Consider the following 24,695-nt stretch of genomic DNA (forward strand, 5'->3'; position numbering starts at 1 on the left):
ATGGTGACGCTCGGCCTCGCGGTTCTGGCGCTGTCGATCACGGCGGCCATGACCGTCGGGCCCGCCGAACTCGGGCTCGGGGACGTGTATGACGTGGTTGCGCAACATGTTTGGGGCCGCCCTGCGAACATCGCGCCGATCGACGACGGCATCGTGTGGGAACTGCGACTGCCACGAGCGCTGTTGGCGGCGATCTGTGGTGCGGGCCTGGGTATCTGCGGGGCGATACTGCAGTCGCTGATGCGCAACCCATTGGCCGACCCGTTCATGCTGGGCATCTCCTCCGGTGCGTCCACGGGAGCGGTGCTGGTCGTGGTGGCGGGTATCGGTGGTGCGCTGACGCTGTCGGGCGGTGCGTTCGTCGGTGCGGTGATCGCGTTCGTTCTGGTCCTGGCGCTGGCCGCCGTTTCCGGCGGTGGGCAGGACCGGGTGCTGCTGGCGGGAGTGGCTGGTACCCAGCTGTTTTCGGCGGCCACGGCGTTGGTGGTGTTCTCGTCGGCCGACGCTCAACAGACCCGCGGAGTGCTGTTCTGGTTGCTCGGTTCCCTGGCCGGGGCCGGCTGGTCCCAGGTGGCGCTGTGCGGTGTCATCTGTGCGGTCTGCCTGGCGATCTGCCGGCTGCATTCAGATGCCTTGGATGCGTTCGCTTTCGGTCGTGACGCAGCCGCCTCGTTGGGTGTCTCGGTACGACGGGTCCGGGCCGTGTTGTTGGCGACCACGGCGCTGCTGACGGCCGTGCTGGTGAGTGCCGCCGGCGCCATCGGCTTCGTCGGACTGGTGTTGCCACACGCGGCGCGGATGATCGTGGGGCCGTCCCATCGCCGGCTGCTGCCCGTCACTGCGATCACCGGCGCCATCTTCTTGGTCTGGGTCGACGCCGCTGCCCGCACGGTATTCGCGCCGCAGGAATTGCCGGTCGGCGTGGTGACCGCACTAGTCGGTGTCCCGATCTTCATATGGATTCTGGCTCGGCGCAGGCGGTTTCGATGACGCGCCCGATTGCTGCCGAGTCTGTCAGCTGGTCGGCCGGCGGACGGCTCGTCATCGACGGGGTGTCGCTGGTCGTAGCCGACGGCGAGACGCTGGGGCTGCTCGGGCCCAACGGCGCCGGCAAGTCGTCACTGCTGCGATTACTCGCCGGTCTACGGCACCCCGACGGTGGTGCGGTCCTGCTCAGCGGACGTCCGCTCACCGACCATCGGCGCCGGGCCGTCGCGCAACGCATCGCGGTGGTCGAGCAGCAGGTGAGTACCGAGCTGGACCTGACCGTCGAACAGATCGTGCGGCTGGGACGAATTCCGCACCGCGGCATCTGGTCCGGCGAGACGCAGGCCGACAATCGCGCGGTCGAACGTGCCCTGGAGCAGACCGAGACGACGGCCATGCGCGACCGGGACTGGCGGACGCTGTCCGGCGGCGAGCAGCAGCGGGTGCAGATGGCCCGGGCGCTCGCTCAGGAGGCCCGCGAACTGCTCCTCGACGAACCCACCAACCATCTCGACATCCGCCATCAGTTCGAACTGCTGGCACTCATCCGCGCGCTGCCGGTGACGTCAGTGGTGACACTGCATGACCTGACGCTCGCGGCGCTGTTCTGCGACCGGCTCGTCGTGCTTCATAACGGTTGTCTGGTCGCGGCGGGCACGCCCGCCGAAGTCCTTACCGCTGAGCTGATTTCGTCGGTCTATGGCGTCGCGGCACACGTCATTCCCGATGGCGCCGGCGACGGCCGCCCGGCGATCCAGCTCCTCCGGCCCTAGCTCGTCACGCCGAGCGTGCAGTAGATCGCGAGAATTCGCTCGATCTTCGCGATCTACTTCACCTTGGCGAGGCGCTGCCCGGAAATTGCCGACGGATAGCACCATGTCGGTCACTTAATCTGGGAAATATGCACAAACGGGCGTGGCGCATCCTGCTGGTCGTCGCTGTCCTGGTGGCGGTGGGCGTCGGCGCTTTGGCCGGATATCGCGGCTACCGCGAGCACATCGCCCGGCCGGACTTCCCGGCCGTGGACACCTCGAAACTGAGCCCTGGGCGCGCAGCCGTCGTGCACGTCCTGGCCCAGGAATACGCGGCGCAATCGGGCATGTCGAAGTACGCAGAGGGCAACGACGAGCCCTGGTGTGCGGACTTCGCCAGCTGGGTCATGCGGGAATCCGGAAAACCCTTCGCCAATCCCAACTCCGGGCACTGGCGCATCCCGGGCGTCATGACACTCACCGACTATCTGCACGTCGAGGGGCGCTGGGAACCGGCGGACTACTCGCCACTGCCCGGCGACCTGGTGCTCTACGACAAGCCAAGTCCGAAGGGCCAGCACGTCAACATCGTGCTCATCAACGACAAGGGCACGCTGACGACAGTCGGCGGCGGCGAGGGCACCAACGTGGGCCTGTCGACCTACAAGATCGCCAACGACCCCGGAATCCGCGGTTTCGGCCGGTACGAATGACGCCGAGCGGTCGCCTGGTGGGCTCGCTGGAATCGAGGTTGGCGCTGTCTACCAACATGTTTCGCCTGGAGTCGTCAACTGTCCCTGACGGTCAAGGAAAGTTGACGGCTCCAAATCGCAAGTGTCATAGGAGAGCCGACGCGCCCGGGCGCGCCATGCACGCCCGGGCCATCACGTACGCGCGTCGAGCTACAGCTCGGTGACCGTCGCCGTCAGGTGCGGGTAACCCTTGGACAGGTTGCGCAGCGCCAGCTCCCAGCCGCCATCGATCGGGTCGACGTACAGCCCGACCTTGGCCGGCAGCAGCACGGGCTTACCGAACTTGACGGAATACCGAACGGCATCCGGCAGCTGGCCTTCGATGTTGGCCAGCACCGCTGCGGCGCTGAACATCCCGTGGGCGATCGCGGTCGGGAAGCCGAACAGCTTGGCGCCGATGGAGCTGGTGTGGATCGGGTTGTGGTCGCCGCCGATGTCGGCGTAGTGCCGAATCTGGCCGGGGCTGATGCTGATGACCGCGTTGGGCGGCGGCAGCTTCGGCTGCTTGACCGGTTCCGGCTTCGGCTCACCCGACAGGCTGGTCCGCTGCTGATGCAGGAACGTGGTGACCTGGCTCCACACCAGATCATTGCCGACCTTGACATCGGTGATGATGTCGACCAGCAGCCCCTTGCGGTGCTCGCGCAGGTTCTCCGCGTGCACCGCGACGTCCAGTTCGTCGGTGACCTTGATGGGCCGGTACTGGGTGATGTGGTTCTCGATGTGCACCGAACCCATTGCGGCGAACGGGAAATCGAATCCGGTGACCAACGACATCATGGTTGGGAACGTCAACGCGAACGGGTAGGTCAGCGGCACGGTGTCGCCGAACCGCAGCCCAGTCACCGCGGCGTACTCGGAGACGTTTTTCGGGTCGATGGTCAAGCCCGACACCGTGACGGTGCGGGCCGGCAGGGTGGAGCCCCGCGACACGAACGGCAGCGCACCCGCCACCGCCCGTGCCATGTTCAGAAGACCGTTTGGCTGGGACATGGCTATTGCCTCCTGTTCTTCGCGCAAGCGCTCATCACGCTCCCAGCAGGGCCTGGCCGCAGACCCGAATCGTGTTGCCGGTGACGGCATTCGAGGCGGGGCTGGCGAAGTAGGCGATCAGCTCGGCCACGTCGACCGGCAGGCCGCCCTGGAACAGCGAGTTGAGGCGACGGCCCACCTCGCGGGTGGCCAGCGGGATGGCGTCGGTCATCTTGGTCTCGATGAAACCTGGCGCGACGGCGTTGATGGTGACGCCCTTCTCGCCAAACACCGGGGCGAATGCGTCGGTCATACCGATCATGCCGGCCTTGGTGGCGGCGTAGTTGGTCTGGCCGCGGTTACCGGCGATACCGGCCATCGACGACAGGCCGACGATGCGGCCGCCCTCACCGATGGTGCCGTTCTCCACCAGGCCCTGCGCAAGACGTTGCGGCGCAAGCAGGTTCACGGCGATGACCGAGTCCCAGCGGGCGTCGTCCATGTTGGCGAGCAGCTTGTCGCGGGTGATGCCGGCGTTGTTGACCAGGACGTCGGCCTTGCCGCCGTGGTGTTCGGTGAGGTGCGCGACGATCTGGGCGACGGCGTCGTCGGCCGTCACATCCAGGGCCAGCGCCGTGCCGCCGACCGCCGCGGCGGTCTCGGCGAGCGCGTCCGCGGCCTGCGGGACGTCGATTGCAACGACGGCGGCGCCGTCCCGCGCGAACACCCGGGCGATCTCGGCGCCGATGCCGCGGGCGGCGCCGGTCACCAGGGCGACCTTGCCGGCCAGCGGCTTGTCCCAGTCGGCCGGGGCGACGGAGTCGGCGGCGCCGACGTAGAACACCTGGCCGTCGACGTAGGCCGACTTGCCCGACAGCAGGAAGCGGACGGTCGACTCGATGCCCGACGCCGCCGGCGAGGCCTTGGCGGACAGGTAGACCAGGCCGATGGTGGCGCCGCGCTGCAGCTCCTTGCCGAGCGACCGGGTGAAGCCTTCGAGGGCGCGCTGGGCGATGCGCTCGTCGATGCTGTCGGTCTCGTCGGGCGTGGTGCCGACGACGACGACGCGGCTGTTGGCGGCGAGGTTGCGCAGCACGGGGGTGAAGAACTGGTGGAGCGCCTTGAGCTGCTCGGGCTTGGTGATGCCGGTGGCGTCGAACAACAGGCCACCGAACGAGTCGGCCCAGCGGCCGCCCACGTTGTTGCCGACCAGGTCGTAGTCGTCGGCGAGGGCCGCGCGGAGCGGCTCGGCCACGCGGCCACCGCCGGCTGAGCCGGTAATCGAGCCGGAGTCGCCGATCAGCAGCGGTCCATTCAATGGGGGTTCGCCGGCCTTGTAGCGGCGCAGCGGCTGGGGCTGCGGTACGCCGAGCTGCTTGGCCAGGAACGAACCCGGGCCGGAGGTCAGAACTTGGGAGAGGACGTCAGCCATTGCGGACCTTTCTGCGGACGTGTGTCGTATAGACGGAACCGTCTTGTCAGAGACGAACTTACTCCAGAGTAAGAACGGTGGGTAATATAGGCGTCAAGCAACATCTTGCCTCAGTCATCGAACGTCAACGAACTGGAGAAATACCGTGGCCGAGACCAACAGCCGCCGCCGCGTGGCCGTCCTGGGTGGTAACCGCATTCCCTTCGCACGATCCGACGGTGCGTACGCCAACGCCTCCAACCAGGACATGTTCACCGCGACGCTGGACGGCCTGATCGACCGCTTCAACCTCAAGGGCGAGAAGCTCGACATGGTGATCGGCGGCGCGGTCCTCAAGCACAGCCGTGATTTCAATCTCATGCGCGAGTGTGTGCTGGGCACGTCGCTGTCGCCGTACACGCCGGCGTTCGACCTGCAGCAGGCCTGTGGCACCGGTCTGCAGTCGGCCATCGCGGCCGCGGACGGTATTGCTGCCGGCCGCTACGAGGTGGCTGCGGCCGGTGGTGTGGACACCGCCTCGGACGCGCCCATCGCTCTCGGCAACGACCTGCGCCGCGTGCTGCTGAGCCTGCGCCGTGCCAAGTCGAACGTCGACCGGCTCAAGCTCGTCGGCAAGCTGCCGGCCGCCGTCGGCGTCGAGATCCCGGTCAACAGCGAGGCCCGCACCGGCCTGTCGATGGGCGAGCACGCCGCCCAGACCGCCAAGGAGATGGGCGTCAAGCGCACCGACCAGGACGCCCTGGCCGCCGCCAGCCACCAGAACATGGCCGCCGCCTACGACCGCGGTTTCTTCGACGACCTGGTCAGCCCCTTCCTGGGCCTGTACCGCGACAACAACCTGCGCGGCGATTCCTCGACCGAGAAGCTGGCCAAGCTGAAGCCGGTTTTCGGCGTGAAGCTGGGCGACGCCACCATGACCGCCGGTAACTCAACGCCGCTGACCGACGGCGCGTCGGTGGCGCTGCTGTCCACCGACGAGTGGGCGGCTGAGCGGGGCATCCCGGTGCTGGCCTACTTCGTCGACTCTGAGACCGCCGCCGTCGATTACGTCAACGGCCCCGACGGCCTGCTCATGGCCCCGACTTACGCGGTGCCGCGACTGCTGGCGCGCAACGGTCTGACGCTGCAGGACTTCGACTTCTACGAGATCCACGAGGCCTTCGCCTCCGTGGTGCTGGCCACGCTCGCGGCCTGGGAGTCGCCCGAGTACTGCAAGGGCCGCCTCGGCCTGGACGCCCCGCTCGGCTCGATCGACCGGTCGAAGCTCAACGTCAACGGCTCGTCGCTGGCCGCGGGTCACCCGTTCGCCGCGACCGGCGGCCGCATCGTGGCCCAGCTGGCCAAGCAGCTCGCCGAGAAGAAGAAGGAGACGGGCAAGCCGGTGCGCGGCCTGATCTCGATCTGCGCCGCGGGTGGCCAGGGCGTCACCGCGATCCTGGAGGCCTGACACCTCGAACGTGTGGGAAATGGCCGCCGAACCAGCGGTTTTGCGGCCGTTTCAACCACTTTCGCGGGACGTGTAACGCCCTGCGAAGCCGCAGCGATACCCCAAGTGCCTCGTGTTTCCGTCTGACCCCCGACCTGACGGAGGCACGGGGCACTCTCGTGTTCGGGGCCGTGTGCCGTCAGGCGATGCGTTCGCGGATCGCGGCAAGGAACGGTTGTGCCACGGCCAGGAACTCGTCAGGTGCGGACGAGAAGGACACATGGCCCGTGTTCAACACCACCAATTCGGAGCCGGGGATCGCGGCGTTGGCCGCGCGACCGGCGGCCTGCGGGATGGCGACGTCGCGACGACCCCAGATGATCAGCGTAGGTGCGGTTATTTGCCTTCCACGCGACCGCAGGTCGTGATCTCGTCCGGCGAAACTGCGCCACATCGCCGCTCCGTGCAGCTGTCCGGCGGCCGTGCCCACGAGTGCCCGGCTGTGATTGACGATCTGGTGGTCGAGTGCGGTCCGTGGCTTCATGTAAGCGCGGGTGAACAGCGGCGCGAGCATCTTGAACAGGCTTGGCGTGCCCAACGTCCGGCAGAACAGGCGCACTGCGGCATTCATCGGCATGAAACCGCCGGTCTGCACCAACACCAGCCCGGCGACTTGCTGCGGCCGGGTGATTGCCAGTCGCGCGGCTGCGAAGCCACCCACGGAGTTGCCGATCAAAACCACCTTCGATGCGCCGAGATGGTCCACGAGGTCTTCGAGGGCATCGGCGAATAGCGGCGCGCTCAGATTCGCCGGGTCCGCGGGCGGCGGCGAGTCTCCGCAGCCGGGCCAGTCCACGGCGATGACGCGGTGCTCCCGTGCCAGCGCGGGAGCAATGGCATCGAAGTCGTGGTGGCTGTGCAACGTGGCGTGCAACAGGATGAGGACCGGGCCGTCACCGTGGTCCCGATAGGCGAGCGTTCCGGCTCGGGTCTCGACTGTGGGCATGACCCGATGATATTCATTGATTGACCGGTCGGTCAATGAATTGTCTGAACACTGTCCATCCATGCGGAAACAAGTAGCATTACGGCTGACCAGTCGGTCAACGAGACGAACAGGATGCCATGACGACCGGAATATCGCGGGCGGCAGCGAAAGAACGAACCCGTGACGTGCTCTTGGACACCGGCTTCGCCCTGGCTGAGACGACGGGGTTGGACAGTCTGAGCGTCAACGCGATCACCGCAGCGGCCGGCGTGGCCAAGGGGACGTTCTTTCACCATTTCGGTGACCGCACCGCGTATTTGGTGCAGCTGCACCGGCGGTTTCACGATCGGATACTCGCCGATGTCCAGCAGGCCGTCGCGGGCCTGCCGTCGGGGCGCGAGCGGCTGGCGGCGATATCGACTACTTATCTGGACGCCTGCCTGAACCAGCGTGGCGTGCGTGCCCTCATCCTCGAGGCCCGTGCGCTGGTTCCGATCCAAGACGAGATCGCCCGGCGCAATGAAGCGACGGTGACGCTGCTGACCACGGACTTCGTCGCCCTCGGCTGGCCGGCCCCGGCAGTCGCGGCACGGCTGTGGATCGGGGCGACCGTCGAGTGTGCGCTGTTGGAACTCGGTCTGGGCCGTGCCGATCTGCAGGCCCGTGCCGTGCTCGTGGACTTCGCGACGGCCCCGCGGCCGCAGGCCTCGCGCTGACACTCAGTCCATCATTTCGGGTCCTTGCGGATGGCTGCCGGAGCAGGTGGTGGAGTGAACAGGCTGCCTCCGACACTGCCACGCAAAGTCCGTACCGCGACCAGCGCCCAGGTACTCAGCAGGAAGACGTACGCCAGCACTGCGGCGACCCGGAACGCGGGCAGGCCGGTATGCGCGGCCAGCTGCGATGTACCGGTGACGAAGGTGCCGACGGGGAACGTCAGGCTCCACCACGTCAGCGCGAACGGCATGCCGCGCCGCATGGTCCGCACCGTCAGCGCGCTGGCCAGGCTGATCCACAACACCGCGAAGCCCCACACCGGGACGCCGAACAGCACGGCGAAGATGCTCATGCCCGACGCCAGCTCGGGACTGATGGCCGAGGCCGCCGCTGTGCCCAACAGGCCCGCCGCGGTGATGCCCTGGCCCAGCGGGCCCAGCACGATCCACAACGTCGGCACTCGAGCCGATCCCGAGGTGCCGTAGTGCGCTAGTCGGCTCCAGATCATCGTGATGATGATGAGTGCCGCGACCAGCGACAGTCCGAACATCGCGAAGCAGCCGTAAAACATCGTCGCGCGGGCGGTGCCGGGTTCCAGATGCTGCACGAGCAGGGCACCCGAGGCCGCCGACACCATCGGGGGCACGACGGGCATCAGCCAGCCGCCGAACGCGGCGTCCGGCCCGACTTCCAGCTGCGTGAACATCAGGAACGGGATGGTCATCGCGGTGAACAGGCCGCCGATGGTGCCCGCGGTCCACAGCACCCAATCGATGTCGACGGCGAAGCGTGCGCCGATCAGGTCCTGCCCGACCAGCAGGGCGCCGGTCCCGACGGTGAGCAGCGCCATGGGCGCCGCGCCGTAGAAGTGCGTCATCTGCGGGTTGCGGACCTGGCCGCGGGCCACCTTGGGGTGGCGCACCCACTGGACCGAGACTGCGACGATCAGCAACACCAGCAGGGCGGTGGCGATCACCCACACACCCTCGGCGAAGCCCCGCAACCCAGGCAGGTGCACGGGCAGCGACGCGGCCGCCGTGGCGACAATGCCGGTGCCCATTACCGACGCGAACCAGTTGGGTCCGAAATATTGCAGCCGGGCAGTCTCCTGGGCATCGGTACTCATGCGCGATCCGCCTTCGCTCCTCGCTGGGAAGTCATGGTTCGATACAAACAGGTGACGTAATCCGGCCTCAAGGAGCATCCCGTGCAGATCAGTATTTTCGGTTCGTTGAGTGGTTTCAAATCTCCCGTCGACGACACCGTCGCGTATCTCGCGCAGCTGCGTGAGGAGGGTTTCCGCCGGGCCTGGTTTGCCCAGATGCCTTACGAGCCAGACCTTCTCACGGCGCTGACGGTCGGGCTGCGGGAAGTCGACGGTATCGAGGCCGGCACCGGCGTGCTGCCCATCCAGAATCAGCATCCGATGCTGCTGGCACAGCGGGCGCTGACCATCAGCCAGATGTCGGGCGGACGCCTGCTGCTCGGGCTGGGGATGACGCACCAGGCCGTCACCGAGGGCATGTGGGGCATCCCGTGGGACAAGCCGGTGCGCCGGCTGGGCGAATATCTGGACGGCCTACTGCCGCTGCTGAATGGCGAGAAGGCCGACGCAAGCGGCGAGACGGTGACCACCCGCGGTGCGCTGATGATCCCCGGCGCCCCGACCCCTCCCGTGTACATCGCCGCGCTCGGACCGAAGCTGCTGCAGATCGCCGGACGGCGTTCCTCCGGCACGGTGACCTGGATGACCGGGCCGAAAACCCTTGCGGGCCATGTCAGCCCGACACTGCGACAGGCCGCCGCCGACGCCGGCCGGGCCGACGCAGTCCGGGTGGTGGCAGCCATTCCGGTCTCGGTGACCGACGACGTCGACGGTGCCCGCAAGCAGGCCGCCGAGCAGTTCGCGATCTACGGGCACCTGCCCTCGTACCGCGCGATGCTCGACCGGGAGGGCTACGCCGGGCCGGAGGACGTTGCGATCATCGGTGACGAGCAGACGGTGCATGAACGGCTCGCCGAGATCGAAGCCGCCGGCGTCGACGAATACGTCGGCGTGACGTTCGATCCGTCTGTCGAAGGCCGAGCCCGCACCCGCGCGGTGCTCAAAAAACTGGAATCCTGACCAGGTTTGGCAAGGCTTCATTGGCTGGCGGATCGTCGCGCGCCCGCATAGCGTTGCAGGAATGGCGATCTCGTCGCACGCTGCCGAGCCTCATGAGGGTTCGGTTGCGTCGAAACTGAACTGGTTGCGCGCCGGCGTGCTCGGCGCCAACGACGGCATTGTGTCGACCGCCGGCATCGTGGTCGGTGTCGCAGCGGCGACCACGGAGCGCGGGCCCATCTTCACCGCAGGCATGGCCGGACTGGTGGCCGGTGCGGTGTCGATGGCCTTGGGCGAGTACGTGTCGGTGAGCTCCCAGCGCGATACCGAACGGGCCTTGCTGGCCAAAGAACGTCGTGAGCTCAAAGAGGACCCCGCCGCCGAACTTGATGAACTGGCCAGCCTGCTGGAAGGCAGGGGTCTGTCGCCGTCGACAGCGCGCACGGCTGCCGAGGAGCTCACCGATCACAACGCGTTCGCTGCACACGCGGTCGTCGAATTGGGTATCACCCCAGGGGAATTGTCGAACCCGTGGGCGGCCGCCTTCTCGTCCGCGGTGGCGTTCACGGTCGGGGCGTTGTTGCCATTGGTGGCGATACTGCTGCCCCCGATGGACTACCGGGTCCCGGTGACCATGCTCGCGGTGCTCGTGGCGCTGACCATCACCGGGGTGGTGTCGGCCCGGCTCGGCGGCGCATCCGTCGGAAAGGCTGTGGCACGCAACGTGATAGGCGGCGCCCTGGCCCTGGGAGCCACTTATCTGGTCGGTCATCTCGTCGGCGGCGTCGTCGCCTGAGCCCGGCTGACCCGCCTACCGTCCCTGCTGGCGTTTGTCGGCGTGTCAGACACTGGCGTGTCGGCTCTCCTGTGACACAAGCGATTTGGAGCGGTCAACTTACCTTGACGGTCAAGGACAGTTGACCTGCCCAGATCGGACATGTCCTAGAGACAGTTGCGCGGTCCACAGAAGCTGTCGGTGCGCGGGTGCATACTTCCCGAAATATCCATGGGGAGGGGACAAGCATGGGTGGACCGAGTGACGACCCGTACATGCGTGAACTGGGTCGTCGTGCGCTGATAGATCTTCTGGGCGAGGAGGACGCCTACCGCGCCCTCAACGGCCTCGATATCGACGTGCCCGATGAGGACGTGTTCGAGGAGCGTGAACCGGAACCCGATCCGGTGTTGGCCGATTTCCACAGTGGAAACAGCCTGCGTGCGTTGGCCGAAGCCCGTGACGGGCTGGCCGCCGCAAAGGAGCGCTATGACCAGGCCGTCGTTCAAGCTCGAGCTGCTGGCTGGACGTGGCCCGAGGTAGCGAGGGTTCTCGGCGTTTCCAAGCAGGCGCTGCACAGCCGATTCCGTGACCGGGCCGGTTGAGGTTCGCCGATCGGGACCGGGCCGGTCGAACTGCCTCTGCCTACACAACTCTCGTCGGGAGCGGTCAACTTGCCTTGACCGTCAAGGCAAGTTGACCGCGCCAAATCCTCTGCGCTCACGCACGGTCAAATTGCGGTGAGTCGGTCAATGCAAAAACAGCAGCCCCCGGCATTCGCCGGGGGCTGCTGTTTTCTTATGGATCAGAAGGACGCTTCGTCCAGCTCCATGGTCTCGTTGTCGATGGACTCGAGAACGGTCCGGGTGCTGGTGAGCAGCGGCAGCATGTTCTTGGCGAAGAACGATGCCGACGCGATCTTGCCCTCGTAGAACGCACGCTCGTCGCCGGCGGCGCCGTTGTCCAGAGCCTTGATGGCGACAGCGGCCTGCTTCAGCAGCAGCCAGCCGATGACCAGGTCACCCACGGCCAGCAGGAAGCGGACCGAGCCCAGGCCGACCTTGTAGATCGACTTCGGGTCTTCCTGAGCGGCCATCAGGTAGCCGGTCAGGGTGGCGGCCATGCCCTGCACGTCGCCCAGGGCGGTGGCGAGCAGTTCGCGCTCGGCCTTCAGGCGGCCGTTGCCGTCCTGGTTCTTGATCAGCTGCTCGATCTCGCCGGCCACGAACGCCAGGGCCTGGCCCTTGTCGCGAATGATCTTGCGGAAGAAGAAGTCCTGCGCCTGGATGGCGGTGGTGCCTTCGTACAGCGAGTCGATCTTGGCGTCACGGATGTACTGCTCGACCGGGTAGTCCTGCAGGAAGCCGGAACCGCCGAAGGTCTGCAGCGACTCAGTCAGCTTCTCGTAGGCCCGCTCGGAACCGACACCCTTGACGATCGGGAGCATCAGGTCGTTGACCTTGAAGGCCAGCTCGGCGTCCACACCGTGAACCAGCTTGGCGACCTCGGGGTCCTGGAACGTCGCGGTGTACAGGTACACGGCGCGCAGGCCCTCGGCGTAGGCCTTCTGGGTCAGCAGCGCCCGGCGCACGTCCGGGTGGTGCATGATCGTGACGCGCGGAGCGGTCTTGTCCATCATCTGGGTCAGGTCAGCACCCTGGATGCGGGTCTTGGCGTACTCGAGAGCGTTCAGGTAGCCGGTCGACAGGGTCGCGATGGCCTTGGTGCCGACCATCATGCGGGCCTGCTCGATGACGTCGAACATCTGCGCAATGCCGTTGTGCACCTCGCCGACGAGCCAACCGACGGCGGGGGTGCCGTGCTGGCCGAGCGTCAGCTCACAGGTGGCCGAAACCTTCAGGCCCATCTTGTGCTCGACGTTGGTGACGAAGGCACCGTTGCGCTCGCCGGGCTCACCGGTCTCGGGGTCGAAATGGAACTTCGGCACGAAGAACAGCGACAGACCCTTGGTGCCGGGGCCGGCGCCCTCGGGGCGGGCCAGGACCAGGTGCATGATGTTTTCGAACAGGTCGTCCGAGTCGGCCGAGGTGATGAATCGCTTCACACCGTCGATGTGCCAGGTGCCGTCGGCCTGCTGGGTGGCCTTGGTGCGGCCCGCACCCACGTCAGAGCCGGCGTCGGGCTCGGTCAGCACCATGGTGGCGCCCCAGCCGCGCTCAGCAGCGAGGACGGCCCACTTCTTCTGCTCGTCGGTGCCGTTGTTGTAGAAAATTTCGCACATGCCCGAGCCCATGGCGTACATGTAGGCGGCCGGGTTGGCGCCGAGGACGTGCTCGATCAGGGCCCACTGCAGCGCGCGGGGCATCGGCATGCCGCCGAGCTCCTCCTTCAGACCGACCTTGTCCCAGCCGCCGTCGAGCAGTGCGCGCATCGACTTCTTGAAGGGCGCAGGCAGGGTGACGGTGTGGGTCGCGGGGTCGAAGACCGGCGGGTTGCGGTCGCCGTCGGCGAACGAATCGGCGATCGGGCCCTCGGCGAGGCGCGCGATCTCGTTGAGCATTTCTCCGGCGGTGTCGGCGTCCAGGTCGGCGAACTTGCCTTCACCCATTGCCTTGTCTACGCCGAAGACCTCGAACAGGTTGAACACCTGGTCACGGACGTTGCTCTTGTAGTGGCCCACGATTTCTCCTCGATGAGATTGGACTGTCGGTTGGGTACTCAGGGCTAAGTTACCCACCAGTAACTGCGGCTAACTATACCGCCGGGTAACTTCATCGCAAAGCACTTGCGAGCAATTTGTACCCAAGCACCAACCCAGTAGTTGATCGGAGTCCCATCGGACCCGTCAAAAACTTCCTGACCAGCGATTTCAACGAGGTGTGAGGATGGTCACTCGGGGGTGAAGTACGGTGCACAAATGCGGCGGATTGTGGTGTGGGGAACAGGAAATATGGGGTCCACGGCGATCCGATCAGCGGTCGCGTTCCCCGGGCTCGAGTTGGCGGCCGTCATCACCTCGAGCGCGGACAAGGCGGGGCGCGACGCGGCGACCTTCGCCAAGCTCGACGCCCTGACGGGAAAGGTCGCCACGACCGATATCGACGCGGCCCTCGCGGACTGCGATGCCGTGGCCTATATGTCTTCCGGAGACATCCGCCCGGAGGAGGCCATCGCCGACATCGAGCGCTGTCTGCGCGCCGGCAAGCACGTCGTGACGCCGTCGCTCTACTCCTTATATGACCCGGCGTCGGCGCCGGCCGAGTGGGTCGAGCGTCTCTCCGACGCCGCGGCGGCCGGTAATGCCTCGTTGCTGGTGTCGGGAGTCGATCCCGGATGGGGCAACGACGCGCTCGCCGTGACGGCGGCCGGGCTGTGCACCCGGATCAAGACCATCAGATGCCAGGAGATCTTCGACTACTCGACCTACAACCAGCCCGAAGCGGTGCGGGTGCGCTGCGGTTTCGGCGGCCCGATGGACGAGACGCCGTTGATGCTGATCCCGACCATTCCGACGATGGTGTGGGGTGGCAACGTGCGGCTGATCGGCCGCGGGCTCGGCATCGAGATCGACGACATCACCGAGACCTGCGAGCGCCTGCCGCTGGCCGACGACGTTGAAAACGTCATGGGCCGCTTCGAGGCGGGCACCCAGGGCGCCTTCCGGCTGGAGGTCATCGGGTGGTCGCAGGGTGTGCAGCGCGTGATCATCGAACACATCACCCGCATCGACCCGTCCTGCGCGCCGGACTGGCCGCAGCCCGACGAGGGCGTGGGCGACCATCGGGTGATCATCGACGGTGACCCGCAGCTGACCATCGTGGTGCGCGCCGACGTGCCGGGCGGGACGAGGGCCGACGGCGGCAACACCACTGCGGCCAACCGGCTCCTCGGGGCGATCGAGTGGCTGGCCACCCAGAAGCCGGGTATCTACGACGGCCTCGACGTGCCCTTGCATGCGCCGCTGCCGGCGGAGGTCGAGGCGACGCGCTGGGCTTGAGAGAAAAGCCGTCAGGCCGTGGAGGCGTTGCGGCACAGCGTGAGGACGGGTGGCAGCAGCGCGGCGACCTGCTGGCCCACGGCCTCGAACGTTTCAAGATCGAGGCCGATGGGGTCGGCGACTTCAACCGGGTGATGCTCGGCCAGGCGGGGACGCAGCGCGGCCAGCTCGGCGACCGAGCGTGGGCCGTAGGTAGACGCCAGGAGCGCGGCTTGTCCGAGGGTGAACGTTTTCCGAAACTGTCGCGGCGCCAGTTCCAATACCGCGGTGCGTTGGACCTCGGTCATCGTGAGGACGAGGTCGGCATCAAAAGCGATTGGCGGCGTCAGCTGCCGCGCGGCGAAACCGGAGGGGTCTCCACCGAGTCGGGTCAAGACGTCGGCGGCGAGCTCGTGTATCGGATGGCCGATCACGGCGTAGATTCCCGCACTCGTCGCGGTGAAGTCAGGGATACCCATCTGCGCGGCCAATGGGACTGAAAGTCGTTCCGCCGTAGGCGATCTGCAGATGTTGCCGGTGCAGACGAACAAGATGCGCAGCCTGACCTCCCAAAGAGCTCTAACGCAATCGTCAATAACCGTGTGCGCGCTTTTCTGACGTGCCACGATAAGCCCGTGAAGGGCATCATCCTAGCGGGCGGCTCGGGTACGAGGCTGCACCCGATCACCTTGGGTGTGTCCAAGCAGTTGATACCGGTTTATGACAAGCCGATGGTCTACTACCCGCTCTCTACGCTGCTCTTGGCGCGCATCCGCGACATTCTCGTCATCACCACGCCGTTCGATGCACCCAGTTTCGAGCGGCTGCTGGGCGACGGCTCACGGTTTGGCGTGTCGATCACGTATGCGCAGCAGCCATCGCCGGACGGGCTTGCGCAGGCCTTTACTATTGGCGCCGACTTCATCGGGTCCGGGAAAGTTGCGTTGATATTGGGTGACAATCTCTTGTACGGCCCGGGCCTGGGTACTCAACTGCAGAACTTCAGTGACGTTGACGGCGGCGCCATATTTGCTTACCGAGTGGCCGAGCCCAGCGACTACGGCGTCGTGGAATTCGATTCTCAAGGAATGGCGATTTCGCTAGAAGAAAAGCCAAAAGTTCCGAAAAGTAGTTACGCAATTCCGGGGCTCTATTTTTATGACAACGACGTAGTGTCGATCGCGCGGGGATTGAAGCCGAGTGACCGCGGGGAGTACGAGATCACGGACGTCAACCTCGGGTACCTGGAGCGGGGTGGGCTCCATGTTGAGGTGCTGCCCCGGGGAACGGTGTGGCTCGACACCGGCACGGTCGACCATATGACCGATGCCGCCGAGTTCGTCCGCACCATGGAGCGACGGACCGGGCTGAAGGTCGGCGTGCCGGAAGAGGTCGCGTGGCGGCAAGGTTTCCTGACGGACGACGAGCTGCGGGAGCGTGCGGAGGGTCTCGTGCGGTCTGGTTACGGCTCCTACCTGCTTGATCTTCTCGATCATGGATGGTGATGGGCGCGGCTGCGATTCATACTGCGCCTCACGTGGGCATGGCATTTGCTCAGTGTTGCTGGCGCGAGGGTGTTTGACTTTCCTCGGTTTGCGAGCGTCGGGGCTCGCGGTTCCCCGGCGTTTCTCCGCGCTTCCACCTGCGGCTCTGACCTGCGCGTATTGACGTGAAGGTAAATATATCAAAGGCGTCAATTTAGCTGGCTCGCCCGCATCTGTGAATTGCTGCTACTGCTAATGAATTGGTTGCTGAGGGGTGTGTGCGCTAATCCAGACTGTCGAGGTCAGCTAACCAATATTGACGTTTTAGCAAAAAACTTCGCGAAAGTGCATCCACAGGCCTAATGGCGGCCGTAGCATCGGCTGCATATAGGGCGCATATGGATTCCACAAGGGATACATATGAGGCCCGGTTCCGTGCCTGAGGGTTTGGATTAGATCGGGGTCCAGATGTCTTCTGTCGCAATCATTGGTACACGTGGCTACCCCAGCTATTACGGGGGATTTGAGACGGCCGTACGAAAACTCGCACCTGATCTCGCCGATATGGGGTGGGACGTCACGGTTTATGGCCGGCGTGGAGCGACGAAGCCCGATGACCCCACCTTGGATCCGCGGATAAAGCGGAAGGTCACTTGGGGTATGGAGACGCAGAAACTGAGCACCTTGTCGCATGGCCTGACAGCTGCACTGGATGCTGCGGCTCGCAAGCCGGATGTGGCTCTGATCATGAATTGTGCCAACGGCTACTTCCTGCCCATCCTGCGCGCGCGGGGAATACCGACTCTGGTGAATGTCGACGGACTCGAATGGGAACGCGACAAATGGAGGCCCCCTGGCCAAGCGCGTCTACCGGCGAGCCGCCGAGTGTACGGCGAAGTGGGCGGACGGGCTTGTCTTCGATGCACGCAGAATCGCGAGGTATTGGAAGGAAACCTTTGGCGCTGACGGTGCATTCATTCCTTACGGCGGCGACATCACCTCCGAGCTGCCGGTGCCGGACGGGGTGGCGCGGCGCGAATACGTCCTCGTCGTAACGCGATTCGTGCCGGAGAACACTGTGGCTCAGTTCTTCGAGGCGGTGCCGGCCATCGCCGAGCATCACCCGGTAGTGATCGTCGGAAGTTCCGGATATGGCGGTGAATTGGACGCCACCGCTCGACGCCTCTCCGCGCATCCGTCGGTGACTTGGCTGGGGCACGTACACGACCATCAGTTGCTGCTTGCGTTGTGGCAGCACGCCGGCCTCTATTTCCATGGGCACAGCGTCGGTGGTACCAATCCGGCACTGGTGCAGGCGATGGCGGCGGGTGCGCCGATTTTGGCACGGGACACCGACTACAACCGCGAGGTTCTGGGTTCTGCCGGCGAGTTCGTATCGGATGATCCTGAGTTGATCGCAAAGTCCGTTCTGCACCTCATGGGGAATCGCGCAGAGCGGGAAGACGAATCGCGCGCCATGATGCTTCGGGCTGCGCAGCACTATTCATGGGAGTCGGTCGCCCGCAGCTATGACAGTGCGATGCGCGCAGCCATGGAGGCGCGCGGCGTGGCTGCGCATGCCGAAGTTCATCCCATCTTGAGCCGCGCTGCGAAGCTGGACCTGCCTGTCGCCCGTTCGGCGCGACCGCAGCGGATCGCGATGTAGCAGCAAACCGAACAACCCAGCGACAGTCCGCACGCATCATCTCAGAATCTTCAGGAGGCATTGTGGGCAAAATTCTCACCAACGTCGTGGCACTTTCGTTGCTTGGCGGAGCGTTGGTCGGCGCTGGGCATGCCAGCGCAAACGTGCCGTCGATGGTAGGGATGACGTACTCCAAGGCGGCGGGATTGCTAACGAAGTGGAACTACAAATATGAAGTTGCCACAACTCTTGGCACAGAGCTTTCTCGGGACAACTGCATCGTTACTAGCCAGTCGCTTCGTCCGGCCTCGCAATTTGGTTCTGTAAAGACGCCCGCGAAGCTACTCCTAGCCCTGAATTGCAATGCTGCGGTTGCATCGGCAACGGAGGCCGGTAACTCAGCCGGGAGTCCCGTAGGCCGCACGGCAAAAACGGAGCAGATAGTGGACGCGTGGCGGCACGACACACCTGAAGGGCAGGCGTGGTGCGCCGAGTACCTGCGATCGCATCCAAGTTTGACAGAGATTCAGGGTTGTCCTACATCCAAATAATCAAGCGTGTACCGTGCCGGTCTGCGGGTGCATGGCGCTTGCCGCCCTATCGGTGACAAATCGGGCAGGTGTGTAGCCGGAGGTCTGGCCCCACGCCGCCCGGTGGGACACGTAATGACGCAACTGAGTGTAGGAACGAGGTTCGTACATGGCAGATGGACTGTTCGTTGTTGGCGTTGGCCGAAGCGGCACATCCACAGCGACAGCATTTGCTGAATTCGCGGGGCTGAGGCCGCCCAACGATGACCTTCCGGCCGATGAGTGGAACCCGGACGGATATCTGGAAAGTCGTAGCCTCATTACGTTCAATGACCGACTTCTAGCGGCCAGCGGGCAGACATGGTGGAAGCCATGCCGTGTTGATCGGGACTATTTAACGGGATACCACTGCACACGCAGTGCAACGCGGACATTCAGAAGAGTATTCGGGGACGAGCGCGGTTGGGTATGGAAGGATCCCCGCCTGGCGATGCTGTTGCCGTTCTGGGATCAGGTGTTGGGCATTCAGCCATTATTGATTCCATATCGAGACCCGGTTGCCGTAGCGGCGAGCATCTCGCGACGTGATCAGTTGGATATGGATGTATCGCTAGCGATATGGGAACGTCATTCGCGCCAGATGCTGACTTCGATTGCAGGACATCCAGTCCTATTTACCGCTTACTCTGAGCTCACTGAACAACCTGAGAAGTGGTTCCGGCAACTTATCGAGTTTTGCACGGCATCCGGACTAGACGTTGTCAAGCCAAACATTGACCTCACTTCTCGTATTCGACACTTCACGCGATCACCATCAGACAAGCGGCCGACTCCAAATCAGGAAGAATTGGCCGAGCTGATCGCCAGCTTGGAAGGGCCGCATGCAGATTTCCGACCAGTGACACTTCCAGATGAATCACCTCACACGCAACGACTCATAGATACGGTCAAGGGCCCGGGGGCGCTCTCCCGAATCCGCGCGACACTTGCCACTAGGCCGGACTACGTTATGAGACCGAGCGTCGGAAGCGTCAAAGCCGCGATTGACGGCTGAGATGTCGCCCGCGCGGTTTCCGGTAGATAGCGCACATTCGCAGGCCAGTCGGGGCTCGTCCAGAAGTCTTGCTCATCGCGTAGCGAGGTAGGTGGATATGGCACGCCCCAAAGGCGTTCAATCGCTCAAGCTGGGTTCCGCAGCCCAGATGTTATCGATCGTCGCGGGTTACGGCATACAACTTGTTACTACGCCGTATGTGCTTGCAAGACTTGGCCTGCATGACTTCGGTGTGTGGTCCATAACGGGTGCGCTCGCACAGTACGGGGCATTGTTCGACCTTGGTGTTTCGCGAGCAGCCAGCCGCTTTGTGGCAATTTCTCACGCAGAGTCTGATGTTCGGGGCGAAGGTCGGGTCGTTGCGGTATGTGTGGCAACGCTGCTCGCTGTAGGGGCAACGCTCAGCGCTCTTGCCGCGATGACTGCGCAGCTCGTCGCTCCCGTGCTCGGACTGAACGATCCGACGCAGGCTCGCCCACTGTTGCTCAGCGCAGTCGCGATTCTGATCGTGGGGTTATTGGCCAGGGTTCTGGCCGCCGCATCCATCGGCAGGGGCCGGACTGTGCCGGCAACGATGGCAGTCGCAGTCCTATCCATACTGCAGGCCGTCGGTGGCGTCGTCGTACTTGTTTTTAGACCAGCGTTGCTCGCATTCGCATATGGGACGCTGGCAGGAATATCGCTCGGGCTCGCAGTCGTTGTGGGTGTCATTTTGGTTGACGAGGGTCGACTTACATTCGCTTTGCCGAACATGCGGATAGCACGCGAGATCTTCGCGTACGGAACAGTGTCTCAAGTCGCTGCCGCCGGCGACATGTTGTTGACCCAGTCGGGGAAGCTCATTGCTGGAGCACTGATCGGACCGTCTGCCGCTGGCATTTACGAACTTGCCAGCAGGCCCGCAATGGCCGCGCAGGTTCTGGGCGCGGCTTCTGGAACTACCCTGATGCCGCATCTGACTCGCAGCTACGTGACAGACGGAATCGGCGGGATACTGACTCAGTACGAGCACCTGACGCGACGCAGCGCCTCTGTCTCACTTCTGGTTCCGTTCGCAATGGTGGCCACCGCGGTGACCGCGATCCCACTCTGGCTGGGCCGGGGACATGAGGAGGTGGTGTGGGTCTTGCTTGCCATTTTGGCCGGCATCTCGGTCAACGTGTCAGCTCTGACGTGCAGCTGTACGCTCCTTGCGATCGGTAGGCCCGCGGTGATCGCCCGGATTACGGTGATAGCCGGCACGTTGCAGGTAATCGTTGCGGTGGTCGCAACCAAGTTCTTCGGTTTTGTAGGCCTCGCGGTGGCGATCGGCATTGGTGTTCCCGTTATAAAACAGGTGGGGCTTTGGTTCATGCGGGCAAGCGCTGGCATCCCACAGCACTTGTATTTCCGTTCCGTGCGTGGTCCCTACGCCGTCGCTCTGGTGGCGACATTGTCGGCGTTACCGATAGGCCTGCTGACCATGCCGCAGGATCGGCGCTCCGCTGTGGTCCCCTTTATTGCCTCAACGTTGGTATTTCTGGTGGTTTACGTGGCGCTCGGTTGGAACCGCGGTTATTTGCCCCGTGTTTCGTTCGCTCCGGGCCGCCACATGCTGTGGCGACGCCGCGCTGATCGGGTGTCGGCTGAGACTCGTGCGCTCCCGGTTGAGATTGCCGACGCTCGCGAGGCGCTGCCGCAACTGAAGTTCGGGCACTCGGACCCTACAGAAAGTTCGACCCGGGACGCCTGAAGTAGGCCGTGGTCACGGATTAACAGCAACGTTGCCCGGATTGTCTTGGCCGCTAGGGCAAAGTTGAGGAATTGCGCCTTGCGTTGTGCGGCCCAGCGCTAACATTGCTGACACCAGCGTCAGTTGTTTGGGGGCTCGTTGTCGTACTCGTCTGTTGACCCTGTGGATCACGCCACCGATCTGTGCGATCGGTATATCGATCTGTTGCAAGGCGCCCTGCTTATGTCGCTCTGGCATGCCGACGACGGCGCGATGCCTATGGCTAGTCCGCTCAAAGCCGCCGCTCGCAAGCTTGCTGCTCGCCTCTCCGGTCGGTCGTCCGGCGCCGCGGAGCCCGGTTTGCGAGAAGACGGACGGGATTGGCCGCGTCTGGCGCACACCATGATCGGCCAGAAACGCATGGAGAACTTGCGCTTCTGCGTCGAGGACGTTATGGCCAAAGGTATTCCCGGTGATTTCATCGAAACGGGCGTATGGCGCGGCGGCGCATGCATTTTCATGCGCGGCATCCTTGCCGCCCACGGTGTGACCGATCGCCGCGTCTGGGTCGCTGACTCGTTCGAGGGACTCCCGAAGCCAGACGCCTCGAAGTATTCGGCAGATGCACATGACAGGCACCACAAGTATTCAGAACTGGCTATTTCGCTAGACACGGTGCGGTCGAACTTTGCACGGTATGGCCTGCTCGACGACAACGTGCAGTTCCTGAAAGGTTGGTTCAAGGACACATTGCCGTCCGCTCCGATCGAAAAGCTGGCGGTAGCCCGGCTCGACGGTGACATGTACGAATCGACAATGGACGCATTGGTGAGTCTGTACCCGAAACTGTCCCCGGGTGGCTACCTGATCGTTGACGATTACGGAGCCATACCTGGGTGTAAGCAGGCTGTCACCGACTACCGCGCTCAGCATGGAATTGTTGAGACGATCAAGTCCATCGACTGGACGGGTGCCTTCTGGCAGAAGTCGGCCTGAGGTCGGCGCCACGGTCGACCCGATCGCTGCGTGCGTCGCAACGAAGTTAGCTGTGCTGAGCAGCAATTACGGACGGCACGACGGTCTTCTCGTCGGGCTAACTGATGGATTTCCCGAGCCCACCGTAATCCGCGAGGAGCTCCGATAGAGCTCTGGGGCGTAGCTGTTCAAACTCGACATCACGTTCGGCGGCCTTCATTCACCGAGATGCGGGTGGCCCGAGCACACCAGATGCGACTAGCGATTCCTGCATGACGGGGAGTATTTTCTCGCCGTAGGACAGCGTCATGTGTACATCGTCGCGTTTGGTCAGCATGTCCCCGACGAAACTAGGGCAGCGCCGCTCGTCGTAACAGAACCAGGGAAGCGAGTCGACCCAAACGCCGTTGACTGCCCGCGCCAATTGCTGCTCTGCGACGGCCATGGATTTCCAAGTATGCGATATCTTGGATATGCAGTCCGGCGGAGTGTTGGATTGTTGTCCATAGCACGCATCGATAGATACGCCGTCAGGTGGCGGCGCGATGAACACGATCTTTTTTGTGCTCGAGCGGAATTGATCGATGAATTTCTGTAGCGAGTCAGCCCATCCCTGTGCTGTAAGTGATTCGCCGTCGGCCAATTTTTTAGCCCCGTAGAAATGCGAAAGAATGACGACATCTGGCTTTGTTCTGTTGATGTAATCAACAGCCACTGGTTTCCTTCTTGCGCAAGTGTCGACCAGCTTCTGATCCTTAAATGCAACGGCTTGGTCGATGAAGAAACATGCGTACTGAGCTTCGCTGTGCACCTGGAGTTCGCCATTGGAATTCAGTGCCATTTGGCGCAGCGGTCCGAGGTAGCTCAACGCGACGGAATCGCCGATTACCACTACACGCGTGGGCGCCGAAGGTGAACCCCAGGTGCAATCTCCTGGATCGAGCAGCTTTGTGCCACCGCATTCATCTACTTCGGGCGAGGTTATGGGGCCCTTCACGACGGTCTCAACTGAAGGATTGAACTGGGGCCATGCGGTTGTTCTGATCGCAGTTGTGATCTCGGCGCGAAGTTCGCTGGCCCTGGGTCTATCGCTTGGTGCGAGCGGATTATCAACGGATGCGACGGCTGGAATGTCGTTCGGTACCAGTGCGTGTCGGTACGTGTCGGGGCGCAGCGCGTAGGCAGTCATTGCCACAACAAGTAGTGCGGACGCAGTGATGGCGGCGAGTTGCGTCGACCGACGTATCTCGAACCTCTGGCGCTGAAGCGCGCGCACCCGCGTGCGAATCTTGGTCATGTCGATGCGCCGCAACGGATTTTCGACGAAATGAAATGATGCGATAGCCAGTCCCAAGGTCAGCGCCGTTGCAGCTGAGTAGTACGCCGGACTTGGGTCCATGAGGTCTGCCAGTAAAATGATCACCGGCCAGTGCACCAGGTAGAGCGAGTAGGAGATGTCTCCTAGATATGTGCTGACAGGATTGCGGAGGAAGGGTTGATAGGCCGGTTCGCCGGCAACGCCCGCGGCAATCACGAGCGCTGAGCCCGCGACGGGAAGTAGCGCCCACGGGGCGGGAAAACCCATCACCTGATCGGTGATCAATGCGTTGCTGGCCACGATGGCGGCCAACCCAGTCCAAGACAGCGCAACCTTTACCTGCGCGGGTATCCGCGCGAGTGCTCCCACAGCGGTAGCCAACAAGGCGCCGACGCCGAGCTCCCAAACGCGGGTAAACGTATCGAAATACGCTCGTGCCGGCCAGCTGACGGATTCATGCAAGGCCCACGCCAGTGAGATCGCGGTGACCAGGCCCATTACGCCGCCGGCCAATTGCATCCGGCGTTGGTGTGGCCAAGCCTTGCGGAGGACAACCAAGCTGATCACGAAAATCAGTGCGGGCCAGACGAAATAGAACTGCTCTTCTATCGATAACGACCAATAGTGTTGTATGGGCGATGCCGCACCGTCTGCGTTGAAGTAGTCGGTGCCTTTAGCGGCGAACCGCCAGTTGGACATGAAGATGAATGCATACAGGGCATCGAGCCCCACTTCGTGCGCCTTGAATGGTTTGAGCAGCCACGTCGAGACCAGATATGTCAGGATCAGAACTACGGTCGCGGCTGGGACGATGCGTCGGACGCGGTTCCAGTAGAACGTCCGGAATCTGACGTTGCCGCGCACTTCGGCGCTTCGCAATAGGTTGCCGGTGATGAGGAACCCGGAGATGACGAAGAACACGTCAACGCCCACGAAGCCGCCTGCTGGCCATCCCCACAGATGGTTCGCGAACACGGTGAGCATCGCGACCATTCGCAGTCCCTGAAGGTCGAGACGTTGATGCGATTCCGCGGCAATCTGGTCCCGGTGACGGGAGTATCGCCGATACTTCTTGAGTATTGACGTCACGGTCAGTCTCCTAAGGTCGGAGATATCCTATCGACGAGATCGTCAAT

The 24,695-nt window shown here is 63.9% G+C and carries 22 protein-coding genes; 15 read left to right on the plus strand and 7 right to left on the minus strand.

The genetic code is table 11. From position 1 onward, the window contains the following. From AC3WTE_RS09245 to AC3WTE_RS09255, 3 genes are all read left to right on the plus strand, one after another. Positions 1-990 carry a FecCD family ABC transporter permease gene (locus tag AC3WTE_RS09245; protein WP_492437354.1) on the plus strand — a complete coding sequence of 330 codons (990 nt, stop codon included), beginning with the start codon at positions 1-3 and terminating at the stop codon, positions 988-990. Further along, entirely contained in the window at positions 987-1,760 is a 774-nt protein-coding gene (locus tag AC3WTE_RS09250) for an ABC transporter ATP-binding protein (RefSeq protein ID WP_492437099.1), read from the plus strand. Before AC3WTE_RS09245 ends, AC3WTE_RS09250 begins: the two co-directional genes overlap by 4 nt. 128 nt (positions 1,761-1,888) lie before the next feature. After that, positions 1,889-2,452, plus strand: a complete 564-nt coding sequence (locus AC3WTE_RS09255) for a CHAP domain-containing protein (protein WP_492437100.1) — start codon at positions 1,889-1,891, stop codon at positions 2,450-2,452. Positions 2,453-2,641: 189 nt separating this feature from the next. Here AC3WTE_RS09255 and AC3WTE_RS09260 read toward each other — a convergent pair whose 3' ends face one another. After that, positions 2,642-3,484, minus strand: coding sequence for a MaoC/PaaZ C-terminal domain-containing protein (locus AC3WTE_RS09260; RefSeq protein ID WP_492437101.1), 843 nt, complete (start codon positions 3,482-3,484; stop codon positions 2,642-2,644). A gap of 34 nt (positions 3,485-3,518) precedes the next feature. Further along, positions 3,519-4,895 carry a 3-oxoacyl-ACP reductase gene (locus tag AC3WTE_RS09265; RefSeq protein WP_492437102.1) on the minus strand — a complete coding sequence of 459 codons (1,377 nt, stop codon included), beginning with the start codon at positions 4,893-4,895 and terminating at the stop codon, positions 3,519-3,521. Between the two features lie 145 nt (positions 4,896-5,040). Between AC3WTE_RS09265 and AC3WTE_RS09270 the strand changes: the two genes are divergently transcribed. After that, positions 5,041-6,342: an acetyl-CoA C-acetyltransferase gene (locus AC3WTE_RS09270; RefSeq protein WP_492437103.1), complete on the plus strand. Its 1,302-nt coding sequence runs from the start codon at positions 5,041-5,043 to the stop codon at positions 6,340-6,342. Positions 6,343-6,520: 178 nt separating this feature from the next. Here the strand turns inward: AC3WTE_RS09270 and AC3WTE_RS09275 are convergent, their stop codons facing one another. Then, positions 6,521-7,327, minus strand: a complete 807-nt coding sequence (locus tag AC3WTE_RS09275) for an alpha/beta fold hydrolase (protein WP_492437104.1) — start codon at positions 7,325-7,327, stop codon at positions 6,521-6,523. Positions 7,328-7,446: 119 nt separating this feature from the next. Here AC3WTE_RS09275 and AC3WTE_RS09280 point away from each other — a divergent pair, with 119 nt between their 5' ends. Beyond that, positions 7,447-8,025: a TetR/AcrR family transcriptional regulator gene (locus AC3WTE_RS09280; RefSeq protein ID WP_492437106.1), complete on the plus strand. Its 579-nt coding sequence runs from the start codon at positions 7,447-7,449 to the stop codon at positions 8,023-8,025. Positions 8,026-8,036: 11 nt separating this feature from the next. Here AC3WTE_RS09280 and AC3WTE_RS09285 read toward each other — a convergent pair whose 3' ends face one another. Next, on the minus strand, positions 8,037-9,152 hold the full coding sequence (locus AC3WTE_RS09285) for a TDT family transporter (protein WP_492437107.1): 1,116 nt from the start codon (positions 9,150-9,152) through the stop codon (positions 8,037-8,039). A gap of 81 nt (positions 9,153-9,233) precedes the next feature. On the opposite strand from AC3WTE_RS09285, the gene AC3WTE_RS09290 reads away from it, so the two are divergent. From AC3WTE_RS09290 to AC3WTE_RS09300, 3 genes are all read left to right on the plus strand, one after another. Next, positions 9,234-10,151 carry a TIGR03564 family F420-dependent LLM class oxidoreductase gene (locus AC3WTE_RS09290; protein WP_492437108.1) on the plus strand — a complete coding sequence of 306 codons (918 nt, stop codon included), beginning with the start codon at positions 9,234-9,236 and terminating at the stop codon, positions 10,149-10,151. 61 nt (positions 10,152-10,212) lie between these two features. Next, the gene (locus AC3WTE_RS09295) at positions 10,213-10,926 is read left to right on the plus strand and encodes a VIT1/CCC1 transporter family protein (RefSeq protein ID WP_492437109.1); all 714 of its coding nucleotides are present in this window, start codon (positions 10,213-10,215) and stop codon (positions 10,924-10,926) included. A 227-nt stretch (positions 10,927-11,153) separates the two neighbouring features. Continuing rightward, a complete protein-coding gene (locus AC3WTE_RS09300; RefSeq protein ID WP_492437110.1) occupies positions 11,154-11,510 on the plus strand; it encodes a hypothetical protein in 357 nt (118 codons plus the stop codon). 200 nt (positions 11,511-11,710) lie between these two features. On the opposite strand, the gene AC3WTE_RS09305 is transcribed toward AC3WTE_RS09300, so the two are convergent. Continuing rightward, on the minus strand, positions 11,711-13,546 hold the full coding sequence (locus tag AC3WTE_RS09305) for an acyl-CoA dehydrogenase (RefSeq protein WP_492437111.1): 1,836 nt from the start codon (positions 13,544-13,546) through the stop codon (positions 11,711-11,713). Positions 13,547-13,783: 237 nt separating this feature from the next. Between AC3WTE_RS09305 and AC3WTE_RS09310 the strand changes: the two genes are divergently transcribed. Next, positions 13,784-14,863, plus strand: a complete 1,080-nt coding sequence (locus AC3WTE_RS09310; RefSeq protein WP_492437112.1) for an NAD(P)H-dependent amine dehydrogenase family protein — start codon at positions 13,784-13,786, stop codon at positions 14,861-14,863. Between the two features lie 11 nt (positions 14,864-14,874). On the opposite strand, the gene AC3WTE_RS09315 is transcribed toward AC3WTE_RS09310, so the two are convergent. Next, a complete protein-coding gene (locus tag AC3WTE_RS09315; RefSeq protein WP_492437355.1) occupies positions 14,875-15,402 on the minus strand; it encodes an arsenate reductase/protein-tyrosine-phosphatase family protein in 528 nt (175 codons plus the stop codon). A gap of 75 nt (positions 15,403-15,477) precedes the next feature. Between AC3WTE_RS09315 and rfbA the strand changes: the two genes are divergently transcribed. The 6 genes from rfbA to AC3WTE_RS09345 all read left to right on the plus strand — a co-directional run bounded on the left by rfbA (position 15,478) and on the right by AC3WTE_RS09345 (position 22,262). Beyond that, a complete protein-coding gene (gene rfbA / locus AC3WTE_RS09320) occupies positions 15,478-16,347 on the plus strand; it encodes a glucose-1-phosphate thymidylyltransferase RfbA (protein WP_492437113.1) in 870 nt (289 codons plus the stop codon). Positions 16,348-16,890: 543 nt separating this feature from the next. After that, a complete protein-coding gene (locus tag AC3WTE_RS09325; RefSeq protein WP_492437356.1) occupies positions 16,891-17,292 on the plus strand; it encodes a hypothetical protein in 402 nt (133 codons plus the stop codon). Between the two features lie 112 nt (positions 17,293-17,404). Then, positions 17,405-17,992, plus strand: coding sequence for a glycosyltransferase (locus AC3WTE_RS09330; protein WP_492437357.1), 588 nt, complete (start codon positions 17,405-17,407; stop codon positions 17,990-17,992). 678 nt (positions 17,993-18,670) lie between these two features. Then, positions 18,671-19,555, plus strand: a complete 885-nt coding sequence (locus tag AC3WTE_RS09335; protein WP_492437114.1) for a hypothetical protein — start codon at positions 18,671-18,673, stop codon at positions 19,553-19,555. Between the two features lie 97 nt (positions 19,556-19,652). Next, positions 19,653-21,287: an oligosaccharide flippase family protein gene (locus AC3WTE_RS09340; RefSeq protein WP_492437115.1), complete on the plus strand. Its 1,635-nt coding sequence runs from the start codon at positions 19,653-19,655 to the stop codon at positions 21,285-21,287. A 162-nt stretch (positions 21,288-21,449) separates the two neighbouring features. Further along, a complete protein-coding gene (locus AC3WTE_RS09345) occupies positions 21,450-22,262 on the plus strand; it encodes a TylF/MycF family methyltransferase (RefSeq protein ID WP_492437116.1) in 813 nt (270 codons plus the stop codon). A 199-nt stretch (positions 22,263-22,461) separates the two neighbouring features. Here AC3WTE_RS09345 and AC3WTE_RS09350 read toward each other — a convergent pair whose 3' ends face one another. Then, a complete protein-coding gene (locus tag AC3WTE_RS09350; protein ID WP_492437118.1) occupies positions 22,462-24,648 on the minus strand; it encodes an acyltransferase family protein in 2,187 nt (728 codons plus the stop codon). Positions 24,649-24,695 lie beyond the last annotated feature (47 nt).

It is taken from the genome of Mycobacterium sp. FW102-FHT13B02, assembly GCF_058790275.1.

What these genes read in the sequence shown, in the direction of transcription:
- AC3WTE_RS09245 (WP_492437354.1), top strand. Translation starts at nt 1, where the DNA reads ATGGTGACGCTCGGCCTCGCGGTTCTGGCGCTGTCGATCACGGCGGCC.
- AC3WTE_RS09250 (WP_492437099.1), top strand. Translation starts at nt 987, where the DNA reads ATGACGCGCCCGATTGCTGCCGAGTCTGTCAGCTGGTCGGCCGGCGGA.
- AC3WTE_RS09255 (WP_492437100.1), top strand. Translation starts at nt 1,889, where the DNA reads ATGCACAAACGGGCGTGGCGCATCCTGCTGGTCGTCGCTGTCCTGGTG.
- AC3WTE_RS09260 (WP_492437101.1), bottom strand. Translation starts at nt 3,484, where the DNA reads ATGTCCCAGCCAAACGGTCTTCTGAACATGGCACGGGCGGTGGCGGGT.
- AC3WTE_RS09265 (WP_492437102.1), bottom strand. Translation starts at nt 4,895, where the DNA reads ATGGCTGACGTCCTCTCCCAAGTTCTGACCTCCGGCCCGGGTTCGTTC.
- AC3WTE_RS09275 (WP_492437104.1), bottom strand. Translation starts at nt 7,327, where the DNA reads ATGCCCACAGTCGAGACCCGAGCCGGAACGCTCGCCTATCGGGACCAC.
- AC3WTE_RS09280 (WP_492437106.1), top strand. Translation starts at nt 7,447, where the DNA reads ATGACGACCGGAATATCGCGGGCGGCAGCGAAAGAACGAACCCGTGAC.
- AC3WTE_RS09285 (WP_492437107.1), bottom strand. Translation starts at nt 9,152, where the DNA reads ATGAGTACCGATGCCCAGGAGACTGCCCGGCTGCAATATTTCGGACCC.
- AC3WTE_RS09295 (WP_492437109.1), top strand. Translation starts at nt 10,213, where the DNA reads ATGGCGATCTCGTCGCACGCTGCCGAGCCTCATGAGGGTTCGGTTGCG.
- AC3WTE_RS09300 (WP_492437110.1), top strand. Translation starts at nt 11,154, where the DNA reads ATGGGTGGACCGAGTGACGACCCGTACATGCGTGAACTGGGTCGTCGT.
- AC3WTE_RS09310 (WP_492437112.1), top strand. Translation starts at nt 13,784, where the DNA reads ATGCGGCGGATTGTGGTGTGGGGAACAGGAAATATGGGGTCCACGGCG.
- AC3WTE_RS09325 (WP_492437356.1), top strand. Translation starts at nt 16,891, where the DNA reads ATGGGGTGGGACGTCACGGTTTATGGCCGGCGTGGAGCGACGAAGCCC.
- AC3WTE_RS09335 (WP_492437114.1), top strand. Translation starts at nt 18,671, where the DNA reads ATGGCAGATGGACTGTTCGTTGTTGGCGTTGGCCGAAGCGGCACATCC.
- AC3WTE_RS09340 (WP_492437115.1), top strand. Translation starts at nt 19,653, where the DNA reads ATGGCACGCCCCAAAGGCGTTCAATCGCTCAAGCTGGGTTCCGCAGCC.